Origin of the sequence: Psychroserpens sp., from assembly GCF_047633235.1 — a bacterium.
Classification (GTDB): domain Bacteria; phylum Bacteroidota; class Bacteroidia; order Flavobacteriales; family Flavobacteriaceae; genus Psychroserpens.
In genome coordinates, this window is the sequence record NZ_JBLIET010000011.1 from 1 (window position 1) to 23,933 (window position 23,933).

General features: G+C 32.8%; 23 protein-coding genes. 5 read left to right on the plus strand and 18 right to left on the minus strand.

Annotated elements, in window-relative coordinates; genetic code table 11:
• From ACJAZK_RS05205 to ACJAZK_RS05245, 9 genes are all read right to left on the minus strand, one after another.
• Positions 1 to 1,834: SdrD B-like domain-containing protein (locus ACJAZK_RS05205; RefSeq protein ID WP_415222950.1), on the minus strand; the 1,834-nt coding region annotated here is incomplete at its 3' end.
• Positions 1,835 to 2,616: 782 nt separating this feature from the next.
• Positions 2,617 to 2,895, minus strand: a complete 279-nt coding sequence (locus ACJAZK_RS05210) for an integrase core domain-containing protein (protein ID WP_415223017.1) — start codon at positions 2,893 to 2,895, stop codon at positions 2,617 to 2,619.
• 707 nt (positions 2,896 to 3,602) lie between these two features.
• Complete coding sequence (locus tag ACJAZK_RS05215) at positions 3,603 to 4,049, minus strand: hypothetical protein (protein ID WP_415222951.1); 447 nt, start codon at positions 4,047 to 4,049, stop codon at positions 3,603 to 3,605.
• Between the two features lie 157 nt (positions 4,050 to 4,206).
• Entirely contained in the window at positions 4,207 to 4,710 is a 504-nt protein-coding gene (locus ACJAZK_RS05220; protein WP_415222952.1) for a hypothetical protein, read from the minus strand.
• A 399-nt stretch (positions 4,711 to 5,109) separates the two neighbouring features.
• Positions 5,110 to 6,075, minus strand: coding sequence for a YheT family hydrolase (locus ACJAZK_RS05225; protein ID WP_415222953.1), 966 nt, complete (start codon positions 6,073 to 6,075; stop codon positions 5,110 to 5,112).
• Between the two features lie 184 nt (positions 6,076 to 6,259).
• Positions 6,260 to 7,900, minus strand: coding sequence for an adenine deaminase (gene ade / locus ACJAZK_RS05230; protein ID WP_415222954.1), 1,641 nt, complete (start codon positions 7,898 to 7,900; stop codon positions 6,260 to 6,262).
• Between the two features lie 96 nt (positions 7,901 to 7,996).
• Positions 7,997 to 9,352: a tRNA lysidine(34) synthetase TilS gene (gene tilS / locus ACJAZK_RS05235; RefSeq protein ID WP_415222955.1), complete on the minus strand. Its 1,356-nt coding sequence runs from the start codon at positions 9,350 to 9,352 to the stop codon at positions 7,997 to 7,999.
• Between the two features lie 64 nt (positions 9,353 to 9,416).
• Entirely contained in the window at positions 9,417 to 10,031 is a 615-nt protein-coding gene (locus ACJAZK_RS05240) for a hypothetical protein (RefSeq protein ID WP_415222956.1), read from the minus strand.
• A gap of 72 nt (positions 10,032 to 10,103) precedes the next feature.
• Complete coding sequence (locus ACJAZK_RS05245; RefSeq protein ID WP_415222957.1) at positions 10,104 to 11,399, minus strand: anthranilate synthase component I family protein; 1,296 nt, start codon at positions 11,397 to 11,399, stop codon at positions 10,104 to 10,106.
• A gap of 86 nt (positions 11,400 to 11,485) precedes the next feature.
• Here ACJAZK_RS05245 and ACJAZK_RS05250 point away from each other — a divergent pair, with 86 nt between their 5' ends.
• Together ACJAZK_RS05250 and ACJAZK_RS05255 are read left to right on the plus strand one after the other, a co-directional pair.
• Positions 11,486 to 12,847, plus strand: coding sequence for a DEAD/DEAH box helicase (locus tag ACJAZK_RS05250; protein ID WP_415222958.1), 1,362 nt, complete (start codon positions 11,486 to 11,488; stop codon positions 12,845 to 12,847).
• Between the two features lie 173 nt (positions 12,848 to 13,020).
• On the plus strand, positions 13,021 to 13,800 hold the full coding sequence (locus ACJAZK_RS05255; protein ID WP_415222959.1) for a S1/P1 nuclease: 780 nt from the start codon (positions 13,021 to 13,023) through the stop codon (positions 13,798 to 13,800).
• 426 nt (positions 13,801 to 14,226) lie between these two features.
• On the opposite strand, the gene ACJAZK_RS05260 is transcribed toward ACJAZK_RS05255, so the two are convergent.
• The 3 genes from ACJAZK_RS05260 to ACJAZK_RS05270 form a co-directional block, all read right to left on the minus strand.
• Complete coding sequence (locus tag ACJAZK_RS05260) at positions 14,227 to 14,403, minus strand: hypothetical protein (RefSeq protein ID WP_415222960.1); 177 nt, start codon at positions 14,401 to 14,403, stop codon at positions 14,227 to 14,229.
• Positions 14,404 to 14,566: 163 nt separating this feature from the next.
• Complete coding sequence (locus tag ACJAZK_RS05265) at positions 14,567 to 15,820, minus strand: alpha/beta hydrolase-fold protein (RefSeq protein WP_415222961.1); 1,254 nt, start codon at positions 15,818 to 15,820, stop codon at positions 14,567 to 14,569.
• Positions 15,821 to 15,831: 11 nt separating this feature from the next.
• Positions 15,832 to 16,254: a hypothetical protein gene (locus tag ACJAZK_RS05270; RefSeq protein ID WP_415222962.1), complete on the minus strand. Its 423-nt coding sequence runs from the start codon at positions 16,252 to 16,254 to the stop codon at positions 15,832 to 15,834.
• 336 nt (positions 16,255 to 16,590) lie between these two features.
• Here ACJAZK_RS05270 and ACJAZK_RS05275 point away from each other — a divergent pair, with 336 nt between their 5' ends.
• The 3 genes from ACJAZK_RS05275 (at position 16,591) to ACJAZK_RS05285 (ending at position 18,878) form a co-directional block, all read left to right on the plus strand.
• Positions 16,591 to 17,505, plus strand: a complete 915-nt coding sequence (locus tag ACJAZK_RS05275; protein WP_415222963.1) for a sensor histidine kinase — start codon at positions 16,591 to 16,593, stop codon at positions 17,503 to 17,505.
• A complete protein-coding gene (locus ACJAZK_RS05280; protein ID WP_415222964.1) occupies positions 17,498 to 18,214 on the plus strand; it encodes a LytR/AlgR family response regulator transcription factor in 717 nt (238 codons plus the stop codon). Before ACJAZK_RS05275 ends, ACJAZK_RS05280 begins: the two co-directional genes overlap by 8 nt.
• Before the next feature lie 73 nt (positions 18,215 to 18,287).
• The gene (locus tag ACJAZK_RS05285) at positions 18,288 to 18,878 is read left to right on the plus strand and encodes a hypothetical protein (protein WP_415222965.1); all 591 of its coding nucleotides are present in this window, start codon (positions 18,288 to 18,290) and stop codon (positions 18,876 to 18,878) included.
• 103 nt (positions 18,879 to 18,981) lie between these two features.
• Here the strand turns inward: ACJAZK_RS05285 and ACJAZK_RS05290 are convergent, their stop codons facing one another.
• The 6 genes from ACJAZK_RS05290 to ACJAZK_RS05315 form a co-directional block, all read right to left on the minus strand.
• The gene (locus tag ACJAZK_RS05290) at positions 18,982 to 19,101 is read right to left on the minus strand and encodes a DUF2721 domain-containing protein (protein WP_415222966.1); all 120 of its coding nucleotides are present in this window, start codon (positions 19,099 to 19,101) and stop codon (positions 18,982 to 18,984) included.
• Between the two features lie 137 nt (positions 19,102 to 19,238).
• Complete coding sequence (locus tag ACJAZK_RS05295) at positions 19,239 to 19,499, minus strand: hypothetical protein (RefSeq protein WP_415222967.1); 261 nt, start codon at positions 19,497 to 19,499, stop codon at positions 19,239 to 19,241.
• A 27-nt stretch (positions 19,500 to 19,526) separates the two neighbouring features.
• Positions 19,527 to 19,979: a DUF6090 family protein gene (locus tag ACJAZK_RS05300; RefSeq protein WP_415222968.1), complete on the minus strand. Its 453-nt coding sequence runs from the start codon at positions 19,977 to 19,979 to the stop codon at positions 19,527 to 19,529.
• 459 nt (positions 19,980 to 20,438) lie between these two features.
• Positions 20,439 to 21,287 (minus strand): hypothetical protein, encoded by an 849-nt coding sequence (locus ACJAZK_RS05305; protein WP_415222969.1) that lies wholly within the window; start codon positions 21,285 to 21,287, stop codon positions 20,439 to 20,441.
• 721 nt (positions 21,288 to 22,008) lie between these two features.
• Positions 22,009 to 23,502, minus strand: coding sequence for a M28 family peptidase (locus ACJAZK_RS05310; protein WP_415222970.1), 1,494 nt, complete (start codon positions 23,500 to 23,502; stop codon positions 22,009 to 22,011).
• Between the two features lie 39 nt (positions 23,503 to 23,541).
• A complete protein-coding gene (locus ACJAZK_RS05315; RefSeq protein ID WP_415222971.1) occupies positions 23,542 to 23,727 on the minus strand; it encodes a hypothetical protein in 186 nt (61 codons plus the stop codon).
• Positions 23,728 to 23,933 lie beyond the last annotated feature (206 nt).

The following is a 23,933-nucleotide window of genomic DNA, read 5'->3' on the forward strand; positions in this document are numbered from 1 at the left end:
CATTTGTACCTGCATCTGAATCAATAGAATCATCTCCACCTTGATTAGCTGGCGATAATTCGTAATCTGTTGGTGTTTCAAATTCTACAATATAATTTACGTTTGGATCTAAATTTGCGAAACTGTAATTACCATTTGCGTTTGTAGTTGTAGTCGCTAATTGGTTACCGCTACAATTTAATAAATTTACTGTAACACCTGATAACCCTGCTTCTCCTGAATCCTGAATACCATCTTCATCTAAATCAAGGAAAACTGTATCTCCTAAGGATGCTGTCGGCGGCGTAAATATACCACACTGTCCATCTTCCGCCGTTGCTATTCCTTCTATAATGAACATTATATCAGAAGCATTAGGGTTTGGATTTGTAATAAAATTACCATTTGTACTAATACCCATACCAACATTAGTTGGTTGTGAACATGACGTATGACTATCAAAATTAACACCGTCAACAGTGAAATCTGAATTTGTTCCAAATCTATCAGCTGCCTGTATAAGAATGTAATCACCTGACGAATGCGTACCACTATACGTCGTATTACTATAACCATCAGTATTAAATTGAATACTTGCTGGACTCACTGGACCTACATAACGCAAATAAAAGGCACTAACATGATCGTGATCTCCATGGGATTGGCACACATCGCAATCCTCAGGTGGTGAACTTGGATTAAAAACACCAGCGTCAACCGTTGCATTGTACTCATTTGGAGCTAAATCTATACATGCTGTTCTACCGTTTGTGCCTGCATCTGAATCAGTAGAATCATTACCACCTTGATTAGATGGTGAAAATTCGTAACCTGTTGGTGTTATAAACTCAACAAGATAATTAATATCTGAATTTAAATCTGAAAACAGATAATTACCATTTGCATTTGTAGTTGTAGTTGCTAACTGATTACCGTTACAATTTAATAAATTTACTGTAACACCTGATACGCCAGCTTCTCCTGAATTTTGAATACCATTTTGGTTTGCATCTAGAAAAACAGTGTCTCCTAGTGATGTTGTTGGCGGTGTTGGTGGTGTAAATATACCACACTGTCCATCTTCCGCCGTTGCTATTCCTTCTATAATAAACATTATATCAGAAGCATTAGGGTTTGGATTTGTAATAAAATTACCATTTGTACTAATACCCATACCAACATTAGTTGGTTGTGAACATGACGTATGACTATCAAAATTAACACCGTCAACAGTGAAATCTGAATTTGTTCCAAATCTATCAGCTGCCTGTATAAGAATGTAATCACCTGACGAATGCGTACCACTATACGTCGTATTACTATAACCATCAGTATTAAATTGAATACTTGCTGGACTCACTGGACCTACATAACGCAAATAAAAGGCACTAACATGATCGTGATCTCCATGGGATTGGCACACATCGCAATCCTCAGGTGGACCTGTATCACCCGACCCAAAACTATATTCAGGATTTCCTCCAGAATAATTGATTGTCCATTGCGTAATTAAATTATCATCACCTGTGTCCCAAATTTCCCATATTTCGCCATCAGTAACATTCATATCTACAGAGTCACCAGAATCTATAGACGTTTCTTTATCCCAATCGTTTCCTCCTAAGAATCTCCAAAGAACTCTATCCACATTACCGTCATTAACAAATGTGGCAGTAAAACTTTGTGGTGAATATTTCTTTGATTCTTTTAAATTCTCCGAAGAAACCTCTAAAGAAATTAAATCTCTAATTTTATAATTAGAGCTATCACTAGCTGCCCAAACAGGCATTAAAGAAACTAACAATAAAAATAGAGTAAATCTGTTTTTAATTTGCCAAATGTAATTCTGTTTCATTTTGTAAAAGGGTATTAACTATTAGTGTTTTGCTGTAGACAATTAAAGTCTAAAAATAAATGTATATAATCGTTTTTTTGAATACTACAGTGTTTTCCGACTTTTCAGAGTCTATGTTGCACAAGTATCAAGCAACGGTAACCCGAATTACTTTGCTAAAAGACATAAAAGACGAATAGTCGTCCTAATTCGTTTTTATCCTTATGAAAGACAAAATATTCAGAAAAAAAAAAAAAAAAGCACTATGTATTCCACATTATAAGTCTCATCATAAGACATATGCTTCTTGTCAATAAACCTTAAAACCCTGCATATAATCGGTTTTTGTAATATCCTAACAGCTATAACTCGTCATGTTATGACCAATAACTTTTAGGAATATATTCTTAAAAGGTCTGTAATTTATTAATAGTTAATCTCGTGTTTCATGAATCCTATTCAAAGAAAATTCTACTATTTTAAAGAACATATTTAATATTGTAAAGATGATACTGCATAATAGTATCCAACAATTAAGAAATTGATTTAAAAATAAAAATCTGAGAAGACCTAGAGATCAATCTAAAAAATACTTGAGAATAAAATAAACCCACTGTAAACTAAAAATTTAAAAAAATGATTGTATGATATTTAGGTAAAATTCGGCTTGTTGTATTATAGAAATAAGATATACAAGAAAATTGATGGCAGACTCAAAAGAAGAAAAACAGAATCTGTAGTTGTATTTCTGCCATCTTTGTTTTGTTTCGTCCTAAAATACGTCTAAAGGTTATTCATTATAATTAAACTGTATTTTGGTGCATGTGATTAAGTCTTTTATATTCTAAAGATAAATGTAATCTTTTAAAGTTATATAATTTGGTTGCTTTTTTTACTTCTTCCACACAGGCAAAGGTTTGGTCGATATGAAATTCATCTTTTTGTATTCCATTTACACGTTCTGCCAGTGCATTTTCGTAGCAATGATTATCTTCTGTCATACTTATTGCGATCTTCTTTCGCTTAAGTTCATTGCTGTAAACAAAGGAAGAGCAAAGGGAAGTATTGAACCAAATAAACAGTTGTTGCTAAAACATAAAGAGACAATAAAATTATTGAATCTGAATTACTCATTAAGATCTGAATTACTCATTAAGAAATATCGCTAAAATATCTAACATAAGTTTAAGTACTGTACAGAAAGTAAAAAGAATACATTTAAATAATGAAAGTTAACTGAAATTTGACTTGACAAAAGCAAGTCACTTTAACATTAACAGCCTAAAAATTAAATATTTTATAAGTTATTAAGGCTTCTTCTCACCTTTTGCTAGAACATCCCAAAAGCTGCAATTTATATTTAAGGATATTTCTGATAAAGTGATACCTAAACACACATTAAAGAGAAAAAATTAAAAATCTTAACTGGTTTTAGAAAATTAAGACCCCACACCCTTTTTTACAATCATTTTCGCTTTCAAAAGTTGGTGGCAGCATTTACACATAGACCTTAAAGCCCCATAATAACCAGTCCTCCAATAATACTATCACCAATTTTATCAGTATAGTTGTCCCAGTAATCAATATATCTTTTATCCTTTTTCTTTTTCTTTTTTCAAAACATGAATAAAATATTTTAAGCACAGCGGATTAACATGATTGTGTATGGTTAGTTGCGTGGTTAAGCCTTAAAGTTAGCAAACAAATCACAGATAGAATATTCCGCAGGAATGTTCGTAAGACGGCAGTGACCAAGCAATAAATTATATCCGGTGTTACCAAATGTTTTTTAATTCAAACATTCAACTTTTCTCTCAGTCAAATAGTCTTTTATTATATTCCATTCAGTTATATTTCTAATATTATACACTCGTCTTGTAGAATTGTCTTTTAACTTAAAGTCAATTAAAATTTCTCCAAATATTTTTTTCATTTTCACATTCTTAATTTCATTCAATTCGATTTCCCTTTTATTCGTTCTTAAGAAAATTGAATGATAAACCATTGCAGGAATTGAGATCAAAAGAATTCCAGATATTATTCTTAAAATTATTTGAATCTCTCTTTCCGATATAATTCCAGAGTAGATTTGATAAATTCCAAAAAACAGAAATATAAAAGGATATATTTTAAACATTCCTTTATTCATTCTGCTACTTTTATCATCTAATTCAATCGATTTCTCTTTTAGATTTATTTCTCCGTTTGCGAATGATTTTAATTGTATGTTTTTCATTTCTCTAATATTTGGTAACGTTGTTGTGTATGGTTAGTTGCGTGGTTAAGCAACTAATTTAGTAAACAAATACGTACCAGAGAAAATTCCGAAGGAATTTTCGAAATAAGCACTTGCCAAAGCAATTAATTATACACGGTGTTGGCAACTGGCTTTATTATTTTATAATTCCGTTAAATGTTTTTGATTCGCTGTAAACTGTTATTCCGAATAGATTCCATTTCAAAATTCCATCAGCAATATATTCCGATTTTTCATTCGGTTTGTAGTTGTTCGTTTGTATCGACTTAAATTCCCAAACGTAACCACTAACAAATCCAGTCAAAAAACTATTGCTTTCAATTGGGATAAATTCGTTTTTGTCAACTGAATATTTTACGTGCATATTTATGTCGAAAGTCAAATTATCTTCGAGTGTTACTTTTTTAACTTTTGAGTTATTTTTTTTGTTATAATCGTCATTCATTGTTATTCGATTTGTGCTTTTTTCCGAGTTTGAAGCAGAAATTATTTGAACAATTCCGATTACCATTATGAAAATTGAAACAACTTTAAATTGAGGTTTGAAAATTCGTTTTCCTTTTGCTATAAATCCGACAATCAGATATAGAAAGTACAAAACAATCATTCCGTTTATTATTGACCAAATTAAATGTATCATAGGTTTCTGTTTTCTCAGCTTGTTGCCAACAATAGTATATATCACATATGTTATATATATCTCAATTATAGTCTTAACCAACTAAAGCGTCTTTATTTTCTTAAAGATGGTCACAAGAATATGCAAAGCTATCTCCTGTTTCAATTGTCGAAATCCGAAGTTAGACAAAATTAATTGTTTTTTTGTAAAGCAATCAATACGTAGTTCTACTTATATTTTAGTTTATAAGTATTAAATATGAACCTTACAATAGTATACATTGTTTGTTATAAAATATTACGGATAACCGCAATAAATAGCCATTAAATGCTATGTCTGGTCCCTATTAAAAATCAGGGCGATTTCAAAATATGCGCAGTAGTCTCTGTAATGAGTATTAACCTGTTGTAATAAAACTTACTAGCTATTATTATGTGTATTCACAAACTCCAAAGCCCTCTTTTCATTATAATAAAACCCTCCTTTTTGAATAAACCCTACATGACCTCCAAAGTTTGGCATTTCTAAATACAGGTTGTTATTTTGTTTAGCTTCTTTTACGGGGTAACATTTTGCAGATAAAAAAGAATCGTTTAAAGCATTAATGACTAAAGTTGGAACCTCAATACTCTGTGCGAATTGCAGGCTACTGCATTGTGTGTAATAATCCATAGCATCTTCAAAACCATGGGCTTTTGAAGTGTAAAAATCATCAAATTCTCTTAAGGTTTTAATATGGCTTAAGTTGTCATCACTGAGTAGATCTGGAAATTGCTTTTGTTTTATGCGTAGTTTATCCAAGAGATGTTTTCTAAACCTAATGGCAAAGGGTCTGTTTTTAAGTTTCTGCAATTCCGTTGAGGAACCGTCCAAATGCATGGGTACAGAAACACCAATGGCTGCTCGTATTTCTAATGGTAAAATCCTATCCTCACCCAAATATTTGAGAACGACGTTACCCCCCAAACTAACGCCTTGTAAATAAATTTTAGAATACTTTTTTTGCTTAATACAATGTTGCACAACATCATCTAAATCATTGGTTGCACCAGAATGATAACTCTTATAAAGCCGATTGTCCTCACCACTACAGCCTCTAAAATTCATACACACCGCGTCCATTCCATTTTGATTGAACAGTTTTGCTGTTCCTGTAACATACGGTCGCTGTGCGTGACCTTCTAAACCGTGGAGTAAAATAATTACGGAGGTCGATTTATTTTGAGCATAACTCCAATCCAGATCCAAAAAATCTGTATCGCGAGTCGCTATGCGTTCTCGCTGTTGTTCTAATGTCACGCTACGGATAATCCCTGAATATACAGTGGCTATAAATCCGTTTTTGAATTGAAATGAAGGTTTGTAGGTGGATTGTAGGATTGGCATTTATTGATATTGGTTGTAAAGTTGTTTTTTGTTTAGTTGTATTTACTCGGTCGTGTTTACTCTTGTAGTCCTCCCAAGGAGGGAAACAAATATGTGTTTACTCGGCTGTTTTTTTAGCATTTAACTGATCATTCTTTGTAATACCTTTAAACTTTAATTTCAATTTCGTTTTCAGTCCGTTTTCTTATTCATTAACGATAACGTCTGTAAATTTAAAATCTTTTCCGTTAAACAAGCCTTTATCACTCAATTTTAACGATGGTATAACCAACAGTGCCATAAACGACAAGGTCATGTAAGGTGCGTTTAATGGACTTCCCATTTGCTTTGCCATATTATCAAGCGCTGCATAGGCCTTACCAATAGTGTCGCCATCTTGATCACTCATAATTCCTGCCACAGGAAGCGGAACAATTTTGTCTTCAAAAGCTGTCACTGCGCAAATACCACCTTTATTTTCAATGATGAGATTAACCGCTTTGCAAATCATCTCGTCACTCACGCCTACTGCAATTATATTGTGAGAATCATGACCTACGGAAGAGGCTATGGCACCTTCTTGGAGTCCGAAACTTTTAATAAATGCCATTGCTGGTTGGTCATTATTATAGCGATTAACAACGGTCATTTTAAGAATATCTGTTTCAATGTTAGACACCAAGTTTCCGTTATGAAGCGTCGCTTCTTTTATGATTTCGTTAGTGACTAACTGCCCTTCTAAAGCTTCTATGACTCGAATGTTTAATATGTCCGAAGTACTGCTTGAAGCCACTCTAAAATCGGATACCTGCTTCTTATTCGTATTGAAATTATTAAGGTTTTTAAACGGTACAGACTTTAGTTTAGACACCCCGTTTTCACTCACCAACTCACCATCAATGAATGTTTTCATCACTTCAAAGTTTATTAAATCTTTGACTATAATACAATCTGCAGCATCACCAACATGGAGTAATCCAACCTCTAAATTATAATGGGCAATGGGATTTACACAAGCCGCTTGCAATACTTTAAACACATCCATGCCTTTAGCCACAGCTCTCGCACACAATCTATTGATATGATTGACGATTAAATCATCGGGATGCTTGTCATCGCTGCAAAACATCATATTCTCATAATGCTGTGGTAGCAAATCAATGAGCGCTTCAAAGTTTTTAGCAGCACTCCCCTCTCTAATGAGAATTTTCATGCCTTTTTGTAGTTTCTCTAGCCCTTCTTCATAGGTAAAACATTCGTGATCTGTAGAAATTCCTGCATTGATATATTTGGTAATGTCTTCACCAACAACGCCTGGTGCATGACCATCAATAGGTTTCTTATAGTGTTTTGCCCATTCTAATTTTTGGAGTACTTCTGGATCATCAAATAACACACCAGGATAATTCATCATCTCAGCCAAATACTTGATCTCTGGGTTTGCCATAAGCTCCTTAATCCCATCGGCATCGATAACCGCTCCAGCAGATTCAAAACTGGTTGCAGGCACGCAAGATGGTGCGCCAAAATTGAACTTAAAAGGGGTTTGTTTCCCGTTGTCTATCATAAAATTGACACCTTCTATCCCGAGCACATTAGCGATTTCATGAGGATCAGAGACGGTTGCCACTGTACCATGAGTCACCGCAATTTTTGCAAACTCTGTGGGCACCAACATGGAACTTTCTATGTGAATGTGTGCATCTATAAATCCTGGAAGGATGTACTGATTGACGTTGTGTGCCTTCTCCTCTATGTTGAAAATTTTACCTTTAGAAATGGTGACTTCGCCACTAAAAATGCGTTTATTTTTGATATCGACTATTTGACCTTGTAGTATTTTCATGTGTAATTAGTAATAAGATGCTTGAGTTATCTGATACGTATCTGAACGCCTTCTGCCTGTCAATGCTCATGTTATTAAGCGCGTAGCGAAGCCCTTCTAATTGAATTCAATCTTTACAATAGTGCTGGTTTTATCGGTCACTTTAAAGCGCTCATCAGCTCTTCTATTCAGCACCCAAACAATGTTTTCTTCAGAAATGAGCAACCAGACGTTTTCTTTATCTATCAACGATAATTTCTCGTCCTTAAAATATTTACTGAGTTTCTTTTTCCCATTCATTCCCAAGGGGTGAAACACATCGCCTTCCTCCCATTGTCGCAAAGTTAAAGGGAATTTTAATTTGGATTGATCTACAAAAATCACATGGCTCTGGTGGCCCACAACAGCAGCTGCTTCATCAAAAGATAAGGTGCCTGCTGGTGTTTGGATTTCATGTTCTAATGTATGTATTATAAAGGTGTCTTTTAAAGCACTTCGACTGCGCTCAGTGTGCTCAGTGTGCTCCTCGTCTTCTTGAGTATTTCGATGTGTTAAAATTAGATGCGCTCTATCTTTTACAAGTCGATACTTGTCTGACAGTATTTGCTTTCCAGATTGTGCCTCTAATAAATCAACCATATCATCCCATGCTGTGAATCCGTAATCTTTAAACATCTCATACAGGTAGGCCTTGGGATTGTTTGCCTTTTTAAATGGCAGTATATCCAATACCATCTTATGTTCATCTATATCGATTATGGCGCGTTTAGCGACTGCTCTCAAACTTTCTTCCACAATGTCTGAGGTATCCTTTAAATGACCTAAAGTCGTTTTAAAGTTTTGAAGCAGGTTGGCATTCGTCTCTTTCAACACAGGAATAACATGATGACGTAATTTATTCCTGAGGTATGTATCTGAGGCATTGCTGCTATCTTCTCTCCATTTTAAATTAGTAGTGTTAGCATACGTCTCTAGCGCCTCTCTAGAAAAAGGCAATAAGGGTCTCACGATATGCTCGTTAATTTCTGGAATTCCTGTCAGTCCGCTTAAGCCTGTGCCTCTCGAGAGATTTATTAAAAAGGTTTCGAGATTATCATCGGCATGATGTGCGGTTACTATATAATCGAAGTGTAAACTTTCAGCTAACTCAGAAAACCAATTGTAGCGTAAGTCTCTGGCTGCCATTTGCGTTGAGAGCTTTTGGTCTTTGGCAAATTCGTTGGTCGAAAAGTGTTCTATAAATACTTCTAAATCTAAGTTGTCTGCCAGTTCTAATACAAACGCTTCATCACCGTCGCTTTCTGCTCCTCGTAAATTAAAGTTGCAGTGTGCTAGCGTGATATCAAGCTTCAATTCGTGACATAAATGCGTCAATACGACACTATCTAATCCTCCAGAAATGGCAATAAGAAGTCGTGCTTCTTTTAGAAACGGTAATTGATTTTCGATATGATTTGTAAAATTTTTAAGCACACACCAAAGTTATTGAAATTTAAAGTGTGTGCCACTAACTAGTTCAAAAAATTATATATCTAAACTATTGGACTGAGAAAAAATAGAAGTCTTCTGTTCCATTTCGGGTATAAACATCACCACAGTTAGAAAACTTAATAACATCACCAAGCGTATTGTAAACCTCAAAAATTTGAGCATTATTTTCCTGTTCTGTATTAAACGTATTGTTGTACACATTTACGATACAATAGTCTCCTGGAATATTTATCGAGATTCCCAATCTATAATTATAGGTCAAATTATCATTAGACAACTCTGGAAGACATCTAATTGCATTTGAACAAAAATCACCATTAAAAGCTTCTCCAAGATTATAAGTTACTTCAAAACCTTGTGATAATTCGGCATTTAAACCCGACAATGAATTGTTCAATTTTAAGACAAAGACGCCATCAATAAAAACGGTATTGTCAACAATTAATTCTGGTTCGGTTTCAGGCGTACATGAATTAACTAGATTTGAAGATATTTGAGAATTGATAAAAATCATTTCGTTTACTGCATACGTTTCTGCATTATTTTCAACATTTACAATGTAAGCTTCTGGTTGCTCTAAGCCACATATGTAGTCATCGTCTTCACATAGAATTGCCATAAATAATGGTGCGAGCAGAAGAAATTTGAGATTACTTTTCATATTTTTATTTTTTTGTATTTATTTCTAGATGAAGAAATAACAGAATGGTTGCGTCACCTGTCGCACTTTATTTTAATTTTCCAATACAGTTCGCATTGCCTTAGCCTTAACTAAACATTCTTCGTACTCTTTTAAAGGATCACTTTTAGCAGTAATGGCACCGCCTACAGAATACGACACGTATTTATTAGTCTCATTGTACAAAATACTTCGTATCACTACGTTAAAATCAAAATCATTATCTGGCGTAAAATAACCGACAGCACCTGAGTAGAGTCCGCGTTTGGTCTCCTCCAGCACTTCGATAATTTTCATTGCCGAAATTTTTGGTGCACCTGTCATGCTTCCCATTGGGAACGTTGTTCTAATAATTTCTATGGGATGTGTTGCATCACTAACTTGTGAGGTTACCGTAGAAATCATATGGTGTACTTGATCAAACGTATAAACTTTACAGAGTTCTTCTACGATTACGCTGCCTTTAATAGCTGTTTTTGAAAGATCATTTCGTACCAAATCTACAATCATCACATTTTCACTGCGCTCTTTACTATCTTCGGAAAGGTTCTTAATCAAAGCCTCATCTTCTGTTTTATTTTTAGAGCGTTTAGCAGTTCCTTTTATAGGCTGGGACGTTATTTTTAAACCTTCTTTTTTAATATAGCGTTCTGGTGAAGCCGATAACAAGTATTTGTCGTAGATCTTTAAAAACGTAGCGAAAGGCGGTTTTGAAATCGCATTGAGCTGCTGGTATGTCTCTAGAGGATTAATTATAGTGTCTTCTGCATAAAACTCCTGACAAAAATTAGCTTCATAAATATCGCCTCTGTGAATGCGTGACAATAAATTATTGAGTTTCTTAAAGTATTCGTCTTTATGGATTCTCAGTTTTATTTTAATGTCCTTGTCATACTTCTCAACTCCGCTCGAAGTGACCGTTGATTTAATGTCCCTTAAATCTTGTTCTAACTCGTCATCAACAAGATTCAAATAGTGCGTTTCTAGCACATTTCCTTTTAATAAAAATATTTTTTTGGGTTGAAAAAACAAAAGATCTGGAAATCCTAATTCGTCATGATTTTTTGATGACAAGCGTTCCACGTCATTTTTAAGGTCATAAGATAGATATCCAAAAAGCCAATCTTTGGTAGTCGTTTGATATTCTTTGAGCTGGTTAAAAGCATCAAAAGCATCGGTTTGAAAAACGGTAAAGGCCTCAACCGCTAAAACCGCATCATAAGAAGACTCTTTTTGTGCATAGTCATTACTATCTAACCAAATGACTTCATCAAATTGTTGGCTCCAATTAAGGAGTTGTTTTTTAAACGCTCCGGGATTAGAAATGTGTTGGGTTTTTACCTGTCTCAATATCGATTTTTATAAAAAACAAATTTCCGAATTAATGTGGTCACTGACAAGTATATTATTCCGAAGTAAAAAATTATCTTTGCACCATGGATCAAAGAACGACTTTTACAGATTTAAATTTAAATACGCCTTTATACAATGCCTTAGGCGATTTAGGTTTTGAGTACCCAACACCTATTCAAGAACAAGCATTTAACATTGTATCTTCTGGAAAGGATGTGGTTGGTATTGCTCAAACCGGTACTGGTAAGACGTTTGCTTATATGCTGCCAATTTTGCGTCATTTAAAATTTTCTACTCAGGAGAATCCTAGAGTTTTAGTTTTAGTGCCTACCCGGGAACTGGTTGTGCAGGTTGTTGACGAAATAGAAAAATTAGCGGCGTACACTAATGTTAGAGTTTTAGGGGTTTATGGAGGTACGAATATCAACACCCAAAAACAAGCAGTCGCCGCAGGTCAGGATATTATTGTTGCGACTCCAGGTCGTCTTTTTGATTTAGCGGTTAGTCATGTGCTCCACTTAAAATCCATACAAAAATTAGTGATTGATGAAGTTGATGTGATGCTAGATTTAGGGTTTAGACATCAACTATTAAACATTTTTGATATTTTACCACCGCGTCGTCAAAATATCATGTTTTCTGCAACAATGACTCAAGATGTTGACGATTTAATTATAGATTTTTTCACCAAACCAGAAAAAGTAACGATTGCTGTTTCTGGAACTCCTTTAGATAATATTGAGCAAGAACGCTATGACGTTGCTAATTTTTATACGAAAGTAAATTTATTAGAACAGTTGCTTAATGACAAACAAACGTATCATAAAGTGCTCATTTTTGTTGCTTTTAAACGTATGGCAGATTTATTATTTGAACAACTAGAAGAACTGTTCCCTGAACAATCTTGTGTGATTCATTCTAATAAAACTCAGAATTACAGATTGCGTAGTATTGAGCAATTTAGAGCTGGTGAGAATAGAATTTTAATTGCTACAGATGTCATGGCTCGTGGATTAGACATCGAGAATATAAGTCAGGTGATTAATTTTGACACGCCTAAATATGCTGAAAATTACATGCATAGAATTGGTAGAACAGGTCGTGCAGAGCAACCAGGTCATGCTATTTCTTTTTCTACAGAAAAAGAGCAAGAATCCATTGTAGACATTGAAGCTTACATGGATATGAAAATAACATTGCTTGATTTCCCTGAAGATGTAACGCGTTCTCAAGAGTTAATTGAAGAGGAAAGACCACAAATAAGAGAACATAACAATCCAATCAAACAACGAGACTTAGATGCTCCTGGACCTGCTTTTCACGAAAAGAAAGACAAGAACAAAAAGGAAAATCTAGGTGGTTCTTACAAATTTAAAATTGCTGCAAAATATAAAAAGCCTAAAACTAGAGGTGATAAGAATTATAATAAACGGAATAAGAAATAAGTTGACAGTCGTCAATTTGCAATGCTTACTCTGATGGTGAAAAAAGTTCGCAACACTTACTGTTGCGGTAAAAAAAGTCTTCAGTATCCGTTTTTAATTATGACTCTAATAACAACTTCAATTTTCAGTATTCACCCTTTTAAAAATCATATTAAATCTTTCAACTTACTATCATGAAGTATTCTTTTTTATTCCTACTGCTCTTGTTATCCACTTTCAGTTTAAATGCAGAAACGCCTCCTATTTGGGGACAAACTGGTCATCGCGTGGTTGGAGCTATCGCCGATAATTATTTAAAGAGTAGCACCAAGCGTAAAATTAAAAAGCTCTTAAACTATGAATCACTTGCTCTAGCTTCTACATTTGCTGATGAAATTAAATCAGATGCTCGATATAACAAATTTAAAACTTGGCACTATCTCAACATGAGTTTGGATGAGACTTATGAAACGTCTGAGAAAAACCCTGAAGGTGATTTAGTTACAGGAATCGCTTACTGTAAGGTCATGATTATGAACGATAACACAACTGATGACGACAAAGCGTTTTATCTAAAAATGCTTATTCATCTTATTGGGGACTTACACCAACCTATGCACTTGGGATTACAAGAAGATCGTGGCGGTAATGACTTCAAATTACAATGGAATTACAAAGACACTAATATGCATAGAGTTTGGGATACACAAATGATTGAATCTTTTGGGATGAGTTTTTCTGAGCTAGCAGACAATGCTGCTTTCCTATCTAAAAAAGAGGTTAAGACCATTGAAGAAGGGACTGTTGTAGATTGGATTACAGAAACTCATATCTTGACAAATGACATCTACAAATCGGCAGAACAAGGAGAAAACTTACGTGGTAGATATTCTTATAAATATCTAAATATTGCTAGATCACAGATGCAAAAAGCTGGGATTAGATTGGCTACCGTTTTAAATGATATCTTATAAATAGCAAGCACTGTGTTTCAAATTATACTATTTCCGTAGAAAAATCCCTTCTCAAATTAATGAGAAGGGCTTATAGGAAACCTCGAGTGAACTAAGTCGTTATACTTAATAATCTATGTCCTTATAATTACGTCTAGGCCAACACTTTAATATGGCTTTCGACTATATCCTTAATTGGTATGACGAGTTTTGCTTCCGTATTTTTTAATATCTTAGAGATATTATTAATCGCCTCTATTTCAGACGCGTTGCCAGCAAACTCTTTTTTATTTCCTACTTCAAATGTTTTTATTTTATAAAACGTTTTCAATAAATCTCCAATGAGTTCTATAGTTCCTAACCCAAAAGAGAGCTAATATTACTGGTGATAATATCTGTATTTACTCCAGTTTGATTTAATACTGTAATAGAAATAAATAGGATTAATTAGAAAAATATGATTTGTCTTAACATTTCACCTCCAGACAAATCCATAGTATATATTATATACCAATGAGGAAAAACGATTATAAAATACTTTAAAAGTATCGTATTGTTATCTTTTACAATAGCACTCAACGGATCTCCATCTGATAATTTTAAAAGGTCACCAGAGGGTTGCAAATAATAAAAGTTTGTTTAATTGTTTATTAGGACACTCAAATTATGGATAAATCACATTAATTACATATCAAAAAGTTAAAAATATAAAATGGAATAATTGCTAGAAATATAAATTGATAAAAAAAGCAAACTCATCTGAGTTCGCTTTTTTTTATTTGTTTTCCTAATATTTTTTAAGAGTCGCTCGTTTTTCTTTGTGGTAATCATTACCGCTTAACATGTATGCTTTTTCAACATATTCAATGGCTTTAGCTTTATTATTTTGGGCACTATAATAATCTGCCATAGCATCATAAGCATTAGCACTTTCTGGATAATATTTTATAGCCATATAAAAAAACAGAAATGCTTTTTCTGGTTGCTCCATTTGCAAGTTCATATACCCATAACCATTCAACAGTTCCTCAATCATTGGAGGTGTTTTATAACCAAAGTTTTGATTGTAAATCACTTCTTGATTATTTAGCAAAATCTGCAATTCATCTATTGAGGTTTCTGGATTATTATATTTTTGTGGCGACTTAAACTGATACCACTCAAATAGTGATACAAGTCCGTCTCTAATCGCTGGCAAAGGAACAGTACCATGCAAATCTTCTGGATAAACCGTCCATATAAAATTTAATCCATTTTCTTTGTGTGCTGCTGCCAATAGAGAAAATTCCATAATAGAACGCGAAAACAAACTAAACTCTGATGTATCCTCCATTAAATTATCTATAGTCACTGAGGCATCTTGCATATGTAATTGTTCTGCGGCTAAAGCAACAAACAATCCTTTGCCTTCAAAGTTCTTTGTCTTTAGTGTCCTTTTAGCTTCGATTAATAATTTTTGGTTATCCCATTCTAGACTTGGATCAATAGCTATATAATTTGTAAAAAGGTGGGTATGATACAATAAAACATGAATTGTAAATAAGCCAGCATACGAATGCCCAATCAACGTTCTATAATTTGTAGTAGGATACGTTTTATCAATATATATCATTAACTCATTCTCAATAAATGAAGTAAACTGCTCTGCACCTCCTGTCTCTGACTGCATAGCTGTACCATGACGGGATTTAATTTTAGAAATAGTCAAATCACGAGTTCTATTTTCTCTGTTAGAAATACCAACTAAAATCATATGTGGCATATAATGTCCCCAATAATTATCGTACACCGTTTCTAAGCTAGATTCAAGAGAAAACCCATCTAAAAGATAGACTACAGGATATTTGGCGTTACTTTTTGGATTATAATTATCTGGTAGTTTTACCCAAAAATGACGATAACTGTCTAAGGTTTCTGAATAAATGCTATCTGTAATTTCTGTGCTTATTTGTTGCAGTACTTTTTGGTTAGCTTGCGCATAAATGGATACATTAAAACCTACAAATACGACTATAGCAAAAATTCGAAATACTTTTTTCATCTGTGTTAGATTTATTTTGTGCTATTTGTATTAGAGATCATCATCCTCAATACGAGTATTCCTATTCTAGCGGCAACAAATGTAAATAGCCCAAAAGTTGCTGTAAGCAATGAAATCTTAAGTCCACCAGCAAAAACTGCGGGATCAACATTACCCATAGCTTCTAAAGAGTCAAATGCAGAAATCAATCCAAGAATAGAGGCTAAAAACCCCGTAACTAAGCCAAGCAAGCTAAAGTCTGTTGCTAATTTTAAAGATTTGTTTGCTATAGCAACCGATTTTTTTACATTTATAAAACCTCTTATAATAAAAAGCAAAGCGGCTAATAAACACATTAAAATAAGAGACATGAATAGTGTTCCGCCATCTGTAAAAATGTTTGCGGCTATGGTTTGACTGTAAAAACCATTTAATGTAATTATTACTGTATTCATAGTTATAAATTTAGTTAAACATGCTCAAACTTAAAAATTAAGAACATTAGTTTTCTTTTATTGCGACTAACAACCGTTTTTATCTGGGATATGACCTCCTTGTCAAAACCCTAACTAAATTGGTAGTTCGTCTCTATTTCACGTTTATCAGTAAAAAAAAATATTATCATTGTATTGAGGACACCGAATATGTTTACAAAGTCATTTTTTATAAAAAAAATAAGTCAAATAATTTTACACCTTCTGTTTTGGACTGCTGTACTGGCTTTCTTTACCTATTTTTTTGGTGTAAATAACGCTGAGTTTAATGACACCTTACTCTTTTCTCTTTGTTTAATGCCTTCAACTATTGCGACCACTTATGTATCGACTTATAAATTAATTCCAGATTATTTAATCACCAAACAATATTGGCAATTTGTACTTTACAGCATATATACGCTTATCGTGTCTGTCTATTTATTAATGGTTTCTATTTTTTTTAGCCTCATTTATATTTCAAATTTTGAATATGACGCCATGAATCCTGCCACCAAGAATATAATTTTTATAAGCACTGCTGTTTATTTAGTTGTTATTATTGTTAGTGCTTTTAAATTACTAAAACTAAATTTAGAGCAAGCCTCAAAAACAAAGTTATTAGAAACTAAAATACTAGATGCACAACTAAAACTTAAAGAGCAGGAGCTTAATTACTTGAAGATGCAGATACATCCTCATTTTTTATTTAATACGCTTAATACCATGTATGGATTTGCTTTAAAAAAGGCAGATGAAACGCCAGATATGATATTAAAACTATCTAATTTATTGGACTATCTTTTATATCAAGTTGAAAAACCTATTGTTTTACTATCTGAAGAAATTGGGCACGTCAACGATTATATAGCGCTTGAAAAAATGCGATTTAATAACACACTCAAGGTTCAAATAAACATTTCTAAAACTTCAGAAGCTATTACGATTGCTCCAATGCTATTGATTCCTTTTATTGAAAATAGCTTCAAACATGGCAGTATTCAAAAGGGTACTCTAAAAATTGACATTCAACTGACCGCTAGTTTGGATCATATCCATTTCCGAATAAAAAATTCAAATTCTGAAAGCACACCCACTCATCATGGAATTGGTCTTGAAAACATTAAAAAGCGACTAGAGTTATTGTATCCTAATAAACATGAATTAGCAATAGATGACAAAACAGATACTTTTGAAGTAGAATTAAAACTAAATACGACTGGCAATGCATAAAACAAAGACAATATCTTGCTTAATTGTAGATGATGAAGCCATTGCGCGAGAAATTATTGAAACACATTTATCTAAAATTGAAAACATTCATGTTATAGCGAGTTGTAGTAATGCCATTGAAGCTTTTCATTACATTAGCAATCAAGATATTGACTTGGTGTTTTTGGATATTAATATGCCTGGGATTTCTGGAATATCATTCGCAAAGTCTATAAACGATAGCGTCAAAGTTATTTTTACAACAGCCTATAGAGATTACGCTGTGGAAGGTTTTGAGCTTAAAGCTGTAGATTACCTACTCAAACCTATTTCACTTGAAAGATTACAAAAAGCATTAGATACCTATTTTGATATCTACAGAAATGTAACAGAAACAGATACTTCAGTCCATGAGGTTTCAGTCTTTATGTTTGTACGTTCAGAACGAAAAATGATAAAGATAGAATATAGTGCTATATGCTATATTGAAAGTTATAGTGATTACCTCAAAATACATACAGAGAACGACACAATCATAACCAGAGAGACTATAACTGCAATTGAAGCAAAAATGCCTAAACAGCAATTTTTAAGAATTCATCGTTCATATATTATTTCAATACATTTCATTCAATCCTTTACAAATGAGTATATCACAATAAACAGGCAGGCTTTACCAATAAGTAGGTCTTATAAAAAAGAGGTGCTAAAACAACTTGAAAAATTTTGAGCATTAGTCAATAGAAAGATATTTTACTCGTTGTTTCATTAATCACTATTTTTGTAAAAAAGCCTGCTTATCGATGGACGAATACCTACATGACACTATTCCTAATTTAAAACCTTTTAACCATACGCTTCATTATGACACCTTATTCATAAATAAAGATTGGGTTTTGGTTAATGGTCTTTCTAAAAAAAAATCAACATACACATTTAAAGATGATAATATTTTAGAAATCTCAAGGAAAGAGCAGACCATTAAAACCTTTTGGTCAATAGACATTCAAAACATATTCTCTATTGAAACAGAGGACGGCATCATTACCGTAAAAGTCTATTTTAAAGACGATGATATCTTAGTCCTTAATCATCAAAACAAAGAGGAATTCGCTCTTTTTATCAATACTACAAATTATACGCAAGACTTAGAAACTGTAGAAGATATAAAGCTATTTCTAAAAGAAAAGTACAAGCAAAAAGTCACAAACTTAATTTACGATCATGAATTTTACTACATTGAAAAATCAAAAGAGTTTGGACCATTTACTGTAGAAGAGTTATCTAATAAAGTAAAAAAAGAAGCTATTAGTGCGTATTGCTTTGTCAGAGATGTTAATGCCAATGATTATAGTAATCGTTTAAGAATTTTTGATTTGATTAAGGAGTTATGAACCACTATTTATTTTTTCAAAGGCTTTTTTATATCATCAATATGTAAACTCAATGCTCTCGCATAAATCTGTGTTTCTCTAATTAATAATGCTCATGATACCATTAATAAAATAAGCGTTGCACCAAATACTTATTGGTGTAGGCCAACATAATTAAAGAAATAGCAGAAAACAAAAGGACTGGTGTTGTAAGGGTAAATTGCTCCACCAAGAAAAACATCATTTAGGCTTTAAGGTCATTAAAAAGTTATAACTTTCATTAAAAAAATCTATTAAAAGCTATGCTTTAGCGCAGACCTTGTTTGACATATTTACCTTTTTTGTTCCAGATTTTTTTTTTAGTAGGCCTGAAGAATTTAATCATTGATTATATAACTCTTCTTCAACACTTAAAATGATATTACTTATTTTTTTCTGTAAATCTCTTCTCATATCAATGGCATTTTTTCCTAAAAACAACTTTGCAGTAAGTTTGTTTTTTATCTCTAAATTTGATACAGTGTCATTATAATCAGTATACTCTAAATTACTTATATCGGTCTCTGAGTTTCTAAATTCATAGGCTGTATAATTAAGTTTATTTAGAATAAAAGGATCTATATAGGTGCGTTGAATGCACATCCTATCTTCCGATTGAAACTTAATTTTTTATAAAGACACATGTAATGCTGCTAAATTTTTTCTGATCTCCTGATTGGATATAATAGCCGTTGTACCAGAGTTCTTCATATCCTCAAAGACACTTACAACAGGTGTTTGAAATTCAACTGTCCATAATCCTTTCATAATTAAATACTCACCGTTATCTAAAGATAATAAAGAGTCTCTTTTGACACTAGAAATAATATAATCGTTTAAGATTTTAACTTGCATAGATTCATTCTCTAAATAATTTTGACCATTAACTAAAGCCATATTTAAATCTTTATGAAGTGTATATAATACGTTTTGTTCACCAATTTTAGCTTTTCTATTCTGATTCCAATTATTAATTTGTAATGCAATGAGAATCCCAAGTACCACAAGGACAATATCCCTAATGGCATATTTGAAGTACTTCACTGCAGGCAAGACAGGTTTAGATTTTTTATTTTGTTCCATAAGATCTTTTCTACTCTGTCTCAAAAAAATTTAATCATTTAAATAAGAATTTGATTGATTAAGGCCACAATAAAAACCAACCTAAGAAACCTTGAAAAATACAAATATATTTAGCAAGTCCTTTCGTGGGTATCATTCCAAATCTTAGTGTTACAAACTATTGACAGTTAAAGTAATGGCCTTAAAAAAGCTGTAAAGCAACCCCTTAACAAGGAATAAAAATAGTCTGAAATAACCTTTCTCATTTTTTTCGGTAAACGCTTTAAAATTTTTAATAAGCTTCGATTTTGAAGAGACATCCCCATCGGATGGAAAAAAGAAATAAATAAGGCTAAAAAATATTATTATCCAAAGGGAGTAAGTCCCAGCCTGAGCAGGATCTGTCCAGTGACGTGTATAGATCTTTAATAGTTTATTTAGGTACAACTGAAAGAAATTTGTCGTTCCTACCTCTGTTCGTTAAAGATATTCATAACGTTTTGAATGTGTTGGATCTAAAAAAGAGTTCCCAATAATTTCTAATTCTGAAACCACCCGATTTAAACTATTCATTTGAAATAGAACCTTACCACTAATATCATTATATGAATATAAAGAATCTTCTGAAAGTTTATCGAGTGCAACTAAGCGCTGAGCCCTTCGTAAATTAATATAAGATTTCCAATATTTCCTCCCAATTATTTCTTCTTGAGAATAGTTAGAAGTGCCCAAACCATAAATTCTAATTTTTAGAAGTTTTAAGTTTCTAAAAGAGGATAGGTCAATTTCCACATAGCCTATTTGATTTTCAGCAATGGTTACGATACCTAGTGTTGCCGTCCAAAAATGCAAATACCCTATCGTATTATTTTCAATAACGACTCTAGGGGATGTCTCCGTTTCGTTAATAGTAATAAGCTCGTTGAAGCTGTTGTCTCTAAAATCAAGATTAAAATTACAAAACCACGTCAGAAATGAATCATCAAACACGCAATGTCTAATTCTCAAAACGGATGCGTTAAAAATTTCACTTTCAAGCTCTCCATAAAGCGATAAATTTAAGAGTACATATTTTTTAAAATGAAAATTTTCAATTATCATACGACTATCTAGTTTCGATAGGTCTTCTATAAAACCCTGAATTACTACGCCAGAATTAATGGTCATTATAGAATCGTTTAGCATGTACTTCTTAGTATCTGGATAGCGTTCTAAAAGCACTATGGGGTTTATTATGTCTCCCTCATAATTTACTAAGCTAATTTCTGTAAATTTACTAGCATCGTCATTTCTAGTGTCATCTTCTTTAATTATTGCCTGATAAAACAAGTCTATTAGCTGTGCTTTTTATTGACCTTGAACAACAGTACTAAAAGATGTCACAAAACATAAGACAATGACACAGGATTTAATAGTATTCATTTTAGTAAGAATCATTCTACATCATATGCCTTAAAATTAGATTCTGTATTATCAAAAGTTACATTTTTATAAAATTTTGGATGAAAGCTGAAATTATAACACTCTAAATTGGTCATCAAATAAATAGAGGCCCAGAAGGGCAAAACCACCTTTTGTGAATAGTTTAATGCTACATATCTTCATCTTTGAGGTCATTTAAAACACCTAGCCAAACAGTACTTAAATTTCGTTATTCAGAATTTAAAATCAGACTAAGGTTTCCATCAAACTCGACTTCCAAACCAATCAAAATAGTCTTCTCTTTTTTTATCCAAACGATTTAAGTTCCAATTATTAATTTGCATCACAATTAGAATACTTGTACCCAAAAAGATAATTTCGCCAATGATATATTTAAAGTACCTGTCTCACAGCAAGGCAAGTTTACTTTTTTTGTTTTCTATAATTAGGTTTTGGCAGGTTTTTAGAAAATACCTAATCAAAACTATTCAACATTTTTTTCGTTTTTTTGTTCTTTCAAATAACGTGCTGTAAACTTAATACCGATTCTCAATATTAAAACTGCTGCAACTAAATAAATAATGGTTGTTGTTTCCATAAAACTTAATAATATAATAGCTTTTAGAAGTTAGTTTTTAATTGCTTTTACGCCATAAAGACCTTTAGAGGCTTCTTCATATTTGTCGCCAGAGTTCCAAACAGGAGTTACAGGATCATTAGCAATTTTACGCCCTGCTAGTACATAAGCTTTAAAAAAATTTAATAAATAATCATAATCTAACGTGTGTGATTCGTCTCCTGGTCTGTGGTAATATTTAGTAACATCACCATCAAAAGATGTAAAGCCTAAAGAGAATGTTGGAGCAGGAATTCCTTTTTTAGCAAAGTTTACGTTATCACTTCGGTCAAATAAACCTTGTTCTTTAGCTAGATCTTCAATAGCTTTTAACCCAAACGTTTCGGCTGCACTAAAAATATTATTTTCAGCAGTCGTTCTAGTCAACCCTATAATTGAGATCAAAGAGGTATCATTATAACCTGCATTATCACTATTAAAACAATACACCATTTGGTTTAATGGTAATACCGGATTATCAACATAATAACTACTTCCTAACAAACCTTTTTCTTCTCCAGTAAAGAGAATAAATAATGCAGAACGTTTTGTTGGATATTTTGCTAAGTTTTTAGCCATACTCAATACCGTAGTTGTGCCAACGGCATTGTCTCTTGCTCCATTATAAATGGTATCTCCTGTCTCGTCTGGTTCACCAATACCAACATGGTCATAATGTGCAGAATAAATAATATATTCATTTTTAAGCGTTTCGTCTGTGCCTTCAACAACACCAATAACATTTTGTGAAATCACAGCTTCTTCTTGTTTATCTCCAATAGCTATTTTAGAACTTATCGTTGTGACAACACTTAGTTGCTCTGCTATTTTTCCTTCTCTATCTAAAACCCAAACATAAGTTATATCGCTACCATCACTTTTATCCTCTTCTCCTAAGTCTACCGTTAGGCTTGGTTCATTAAAATTATGATCAATAAAACTCCACATATTATCGTCTGTTTTTAATAACTCAATAATAGCCATTACACCATTGTCTTTGGCTAATTTTTCCTTAGAACCTCGTAATTCAAATGCAGCCCTTGTATCACTGGTTTCTGGACTTCCGGCTTTTACAATAATAACTTTACCCTTTACATCCTTACCCATATAATCGTCAGCTAACCCATAATTTAAAAAGATAGCGTCTTGATTTGATGTCATTGCAGCAGCGTTAAGCAATGCATAATCTGTAATAACTTGGCTATTTATTTCAATAGATGCATGCTTAGGAGGAGATACACTTTTAAGCGTTACCGCTTGATAGTAGGTTCCTGTTTTTGGATTTGGTTTTACACCATAACGACGAAAGGTATTGGCTAAATAAGACGCTGCAATTTTAAGTTCAGGAGAACCTGTTGCTCGTCCTTTTAAAATATCGTCAGCCAAAAAATAGATATGACCTTCAATATCTGATTTACTTATTGTCTCTTTTACTTTTTCAATTTCGGTTTGCGCTGTTACCTCAAAAACACTAGCAAGCATTAACAATAATAGTAGTTTTTTCATTTTAATAGTCTTAATGTTATGTATTAATTCAATTAAGGTTTATCCCATTTCACCATCGCCATCGATATCTTTCACCAAATGGGTTTCAAGCGCAACTAATGTTTTGTTAAGTAATATTCGTGTTGCTGCTAATTCAGATTCAAGTCGTTCAACCCTCTCTTCTAAACTATTGGCTTTCTCTTCTTGCTTTTGTAATTCGTCTTGTTGGATTAAATCCCAAAACATCCCCATGATTTCTACCTGTTTTAGTTTGTATTAAATGTAGTGTATCGATTGTAATTTATAACTTATTATCATTGTGAACTAATTTACTTTATTTTATAAAGTATATGGTACTTCTATTTAAGCTTCCATAATTTGTAATGCTATACGACCACCATTTCTAATACTATTTTTTTTAGAACAAGGCCACAATGGCAGCATTACTAATT

Coding starts and splice junctions, on each gene's coding strand:
- ACJAZK_RS05215 (WP_415222951.1), bottom strand. CDS start 4,049: ATGAAAAACATACAATTAAAATCATTCGCAAACGGAGAAATAAATCTA.
- ACJAZK_RS05220 (WP_415222952.1), bottom strand. CDS start 4,710: ATGATACATTTAATTTGGTCAATAATAAACGGAATGATTGTTTTGTAC.
- ACJAZK_RS05225 (WP_415222953.1), bottom strand. CDS start 6,075: ATGCCAATCCTACAATCCACCTACAAACCTTCATTTCAATTCAAAAAC.
- ade (WP_415222954.1), bottom strand. CDS start 7,900: ATGAAAATACTACAAGGTCAAATAGTCGATATCAAAAATAAACGCATT.
- ACJAZK_RS05240 (WP_415222956.1), bottom strand. CDS start 10,031: ATGAAAAGTAATCTCAAATTTCTTCTGCTCGCACCATTATTTATGGCA.
- ACJAZK_RS05250 (WP_415222958.1), top strand. CDS start 11,486: ATGGATCAAAGAACGACTTTTACAGATTTAAATTTAAATACGCCTTTA.
- ACJAZK_RS05255 (WP_415222959.1), top strand. CDS start 13,021: ATGAAGTATTCTTTTTTATTCCTACTGCTCTTGTTATCCACTTTCAGT.
- ACJAZK_RS05265 (WP_415222961.1), bottom strand. CDS start 15,820: ATGAAAAAAGTATTTCGAATTTTTGCTATAGTCGTATTTGTAGGTTTT.
- ACJAZK_RS05270 (WP_415222962.1), bottom strand. CDS start 16,254: ATGAATACAGTAATAATTACATTAAATGGTTTTTACAGTCAAACCATA.
- ACJAZK_RS05275 (WP_415222963.1), top strand. CDS start 16,591: ATGCCTTCAACTATTGCGACCACTTATGTATCGACTTATAAATTAATT.
- ACJAZK_RS05280 (WP_415222964.1), top strand. CDS start 17,498: ATGCATAAAACAAAGACAATATCTTGCTTAATTGTAGATGATGAAGCC.
- ACJAZK_RS05285 (WP_415222965.1), top strand. CDS start 18,288: ATGGACGAATACCTACATGACACTATTCCTAATTTAAAACCTTTTAAC.
- ACJAZK_RS05290 (WP_415222966.1), bottom strand. CDS start 19,101: ATGATGTTTTTCTTGGTGGAGCAATTTACCCTTACAACACCAGTCCTT.
- ACJAZK_RS05295 (WP_415222967.1), bottom strand. CDS start 19,499: ATGTGCATTCAACGCACCTATATAGATCCTTTTATTCTAAATAAACTT.
- ACJAZK_RS05300 (WP_415222968.1), bottom strand. CDS start 19,979: ATGGAACAAAATAAAAAATCTAAACCTGTCTTGCCTGCAGTGAAGTAC.
- ACJAZK_RS05310 (WP_415222970.1), bottom strand. CDS start 23,502: ATGAAAAAACTACTATTATTGTTAATGCTTGCTAGTGTTTTTGAGGTA.
- ACJAZK_RS05315 (WP_415222971.1), bottom strand. CDS start 23,727: ATGTTTTGGGATTTAATCCAACAAGACGAATTACAAAAGCAAGAAGAG.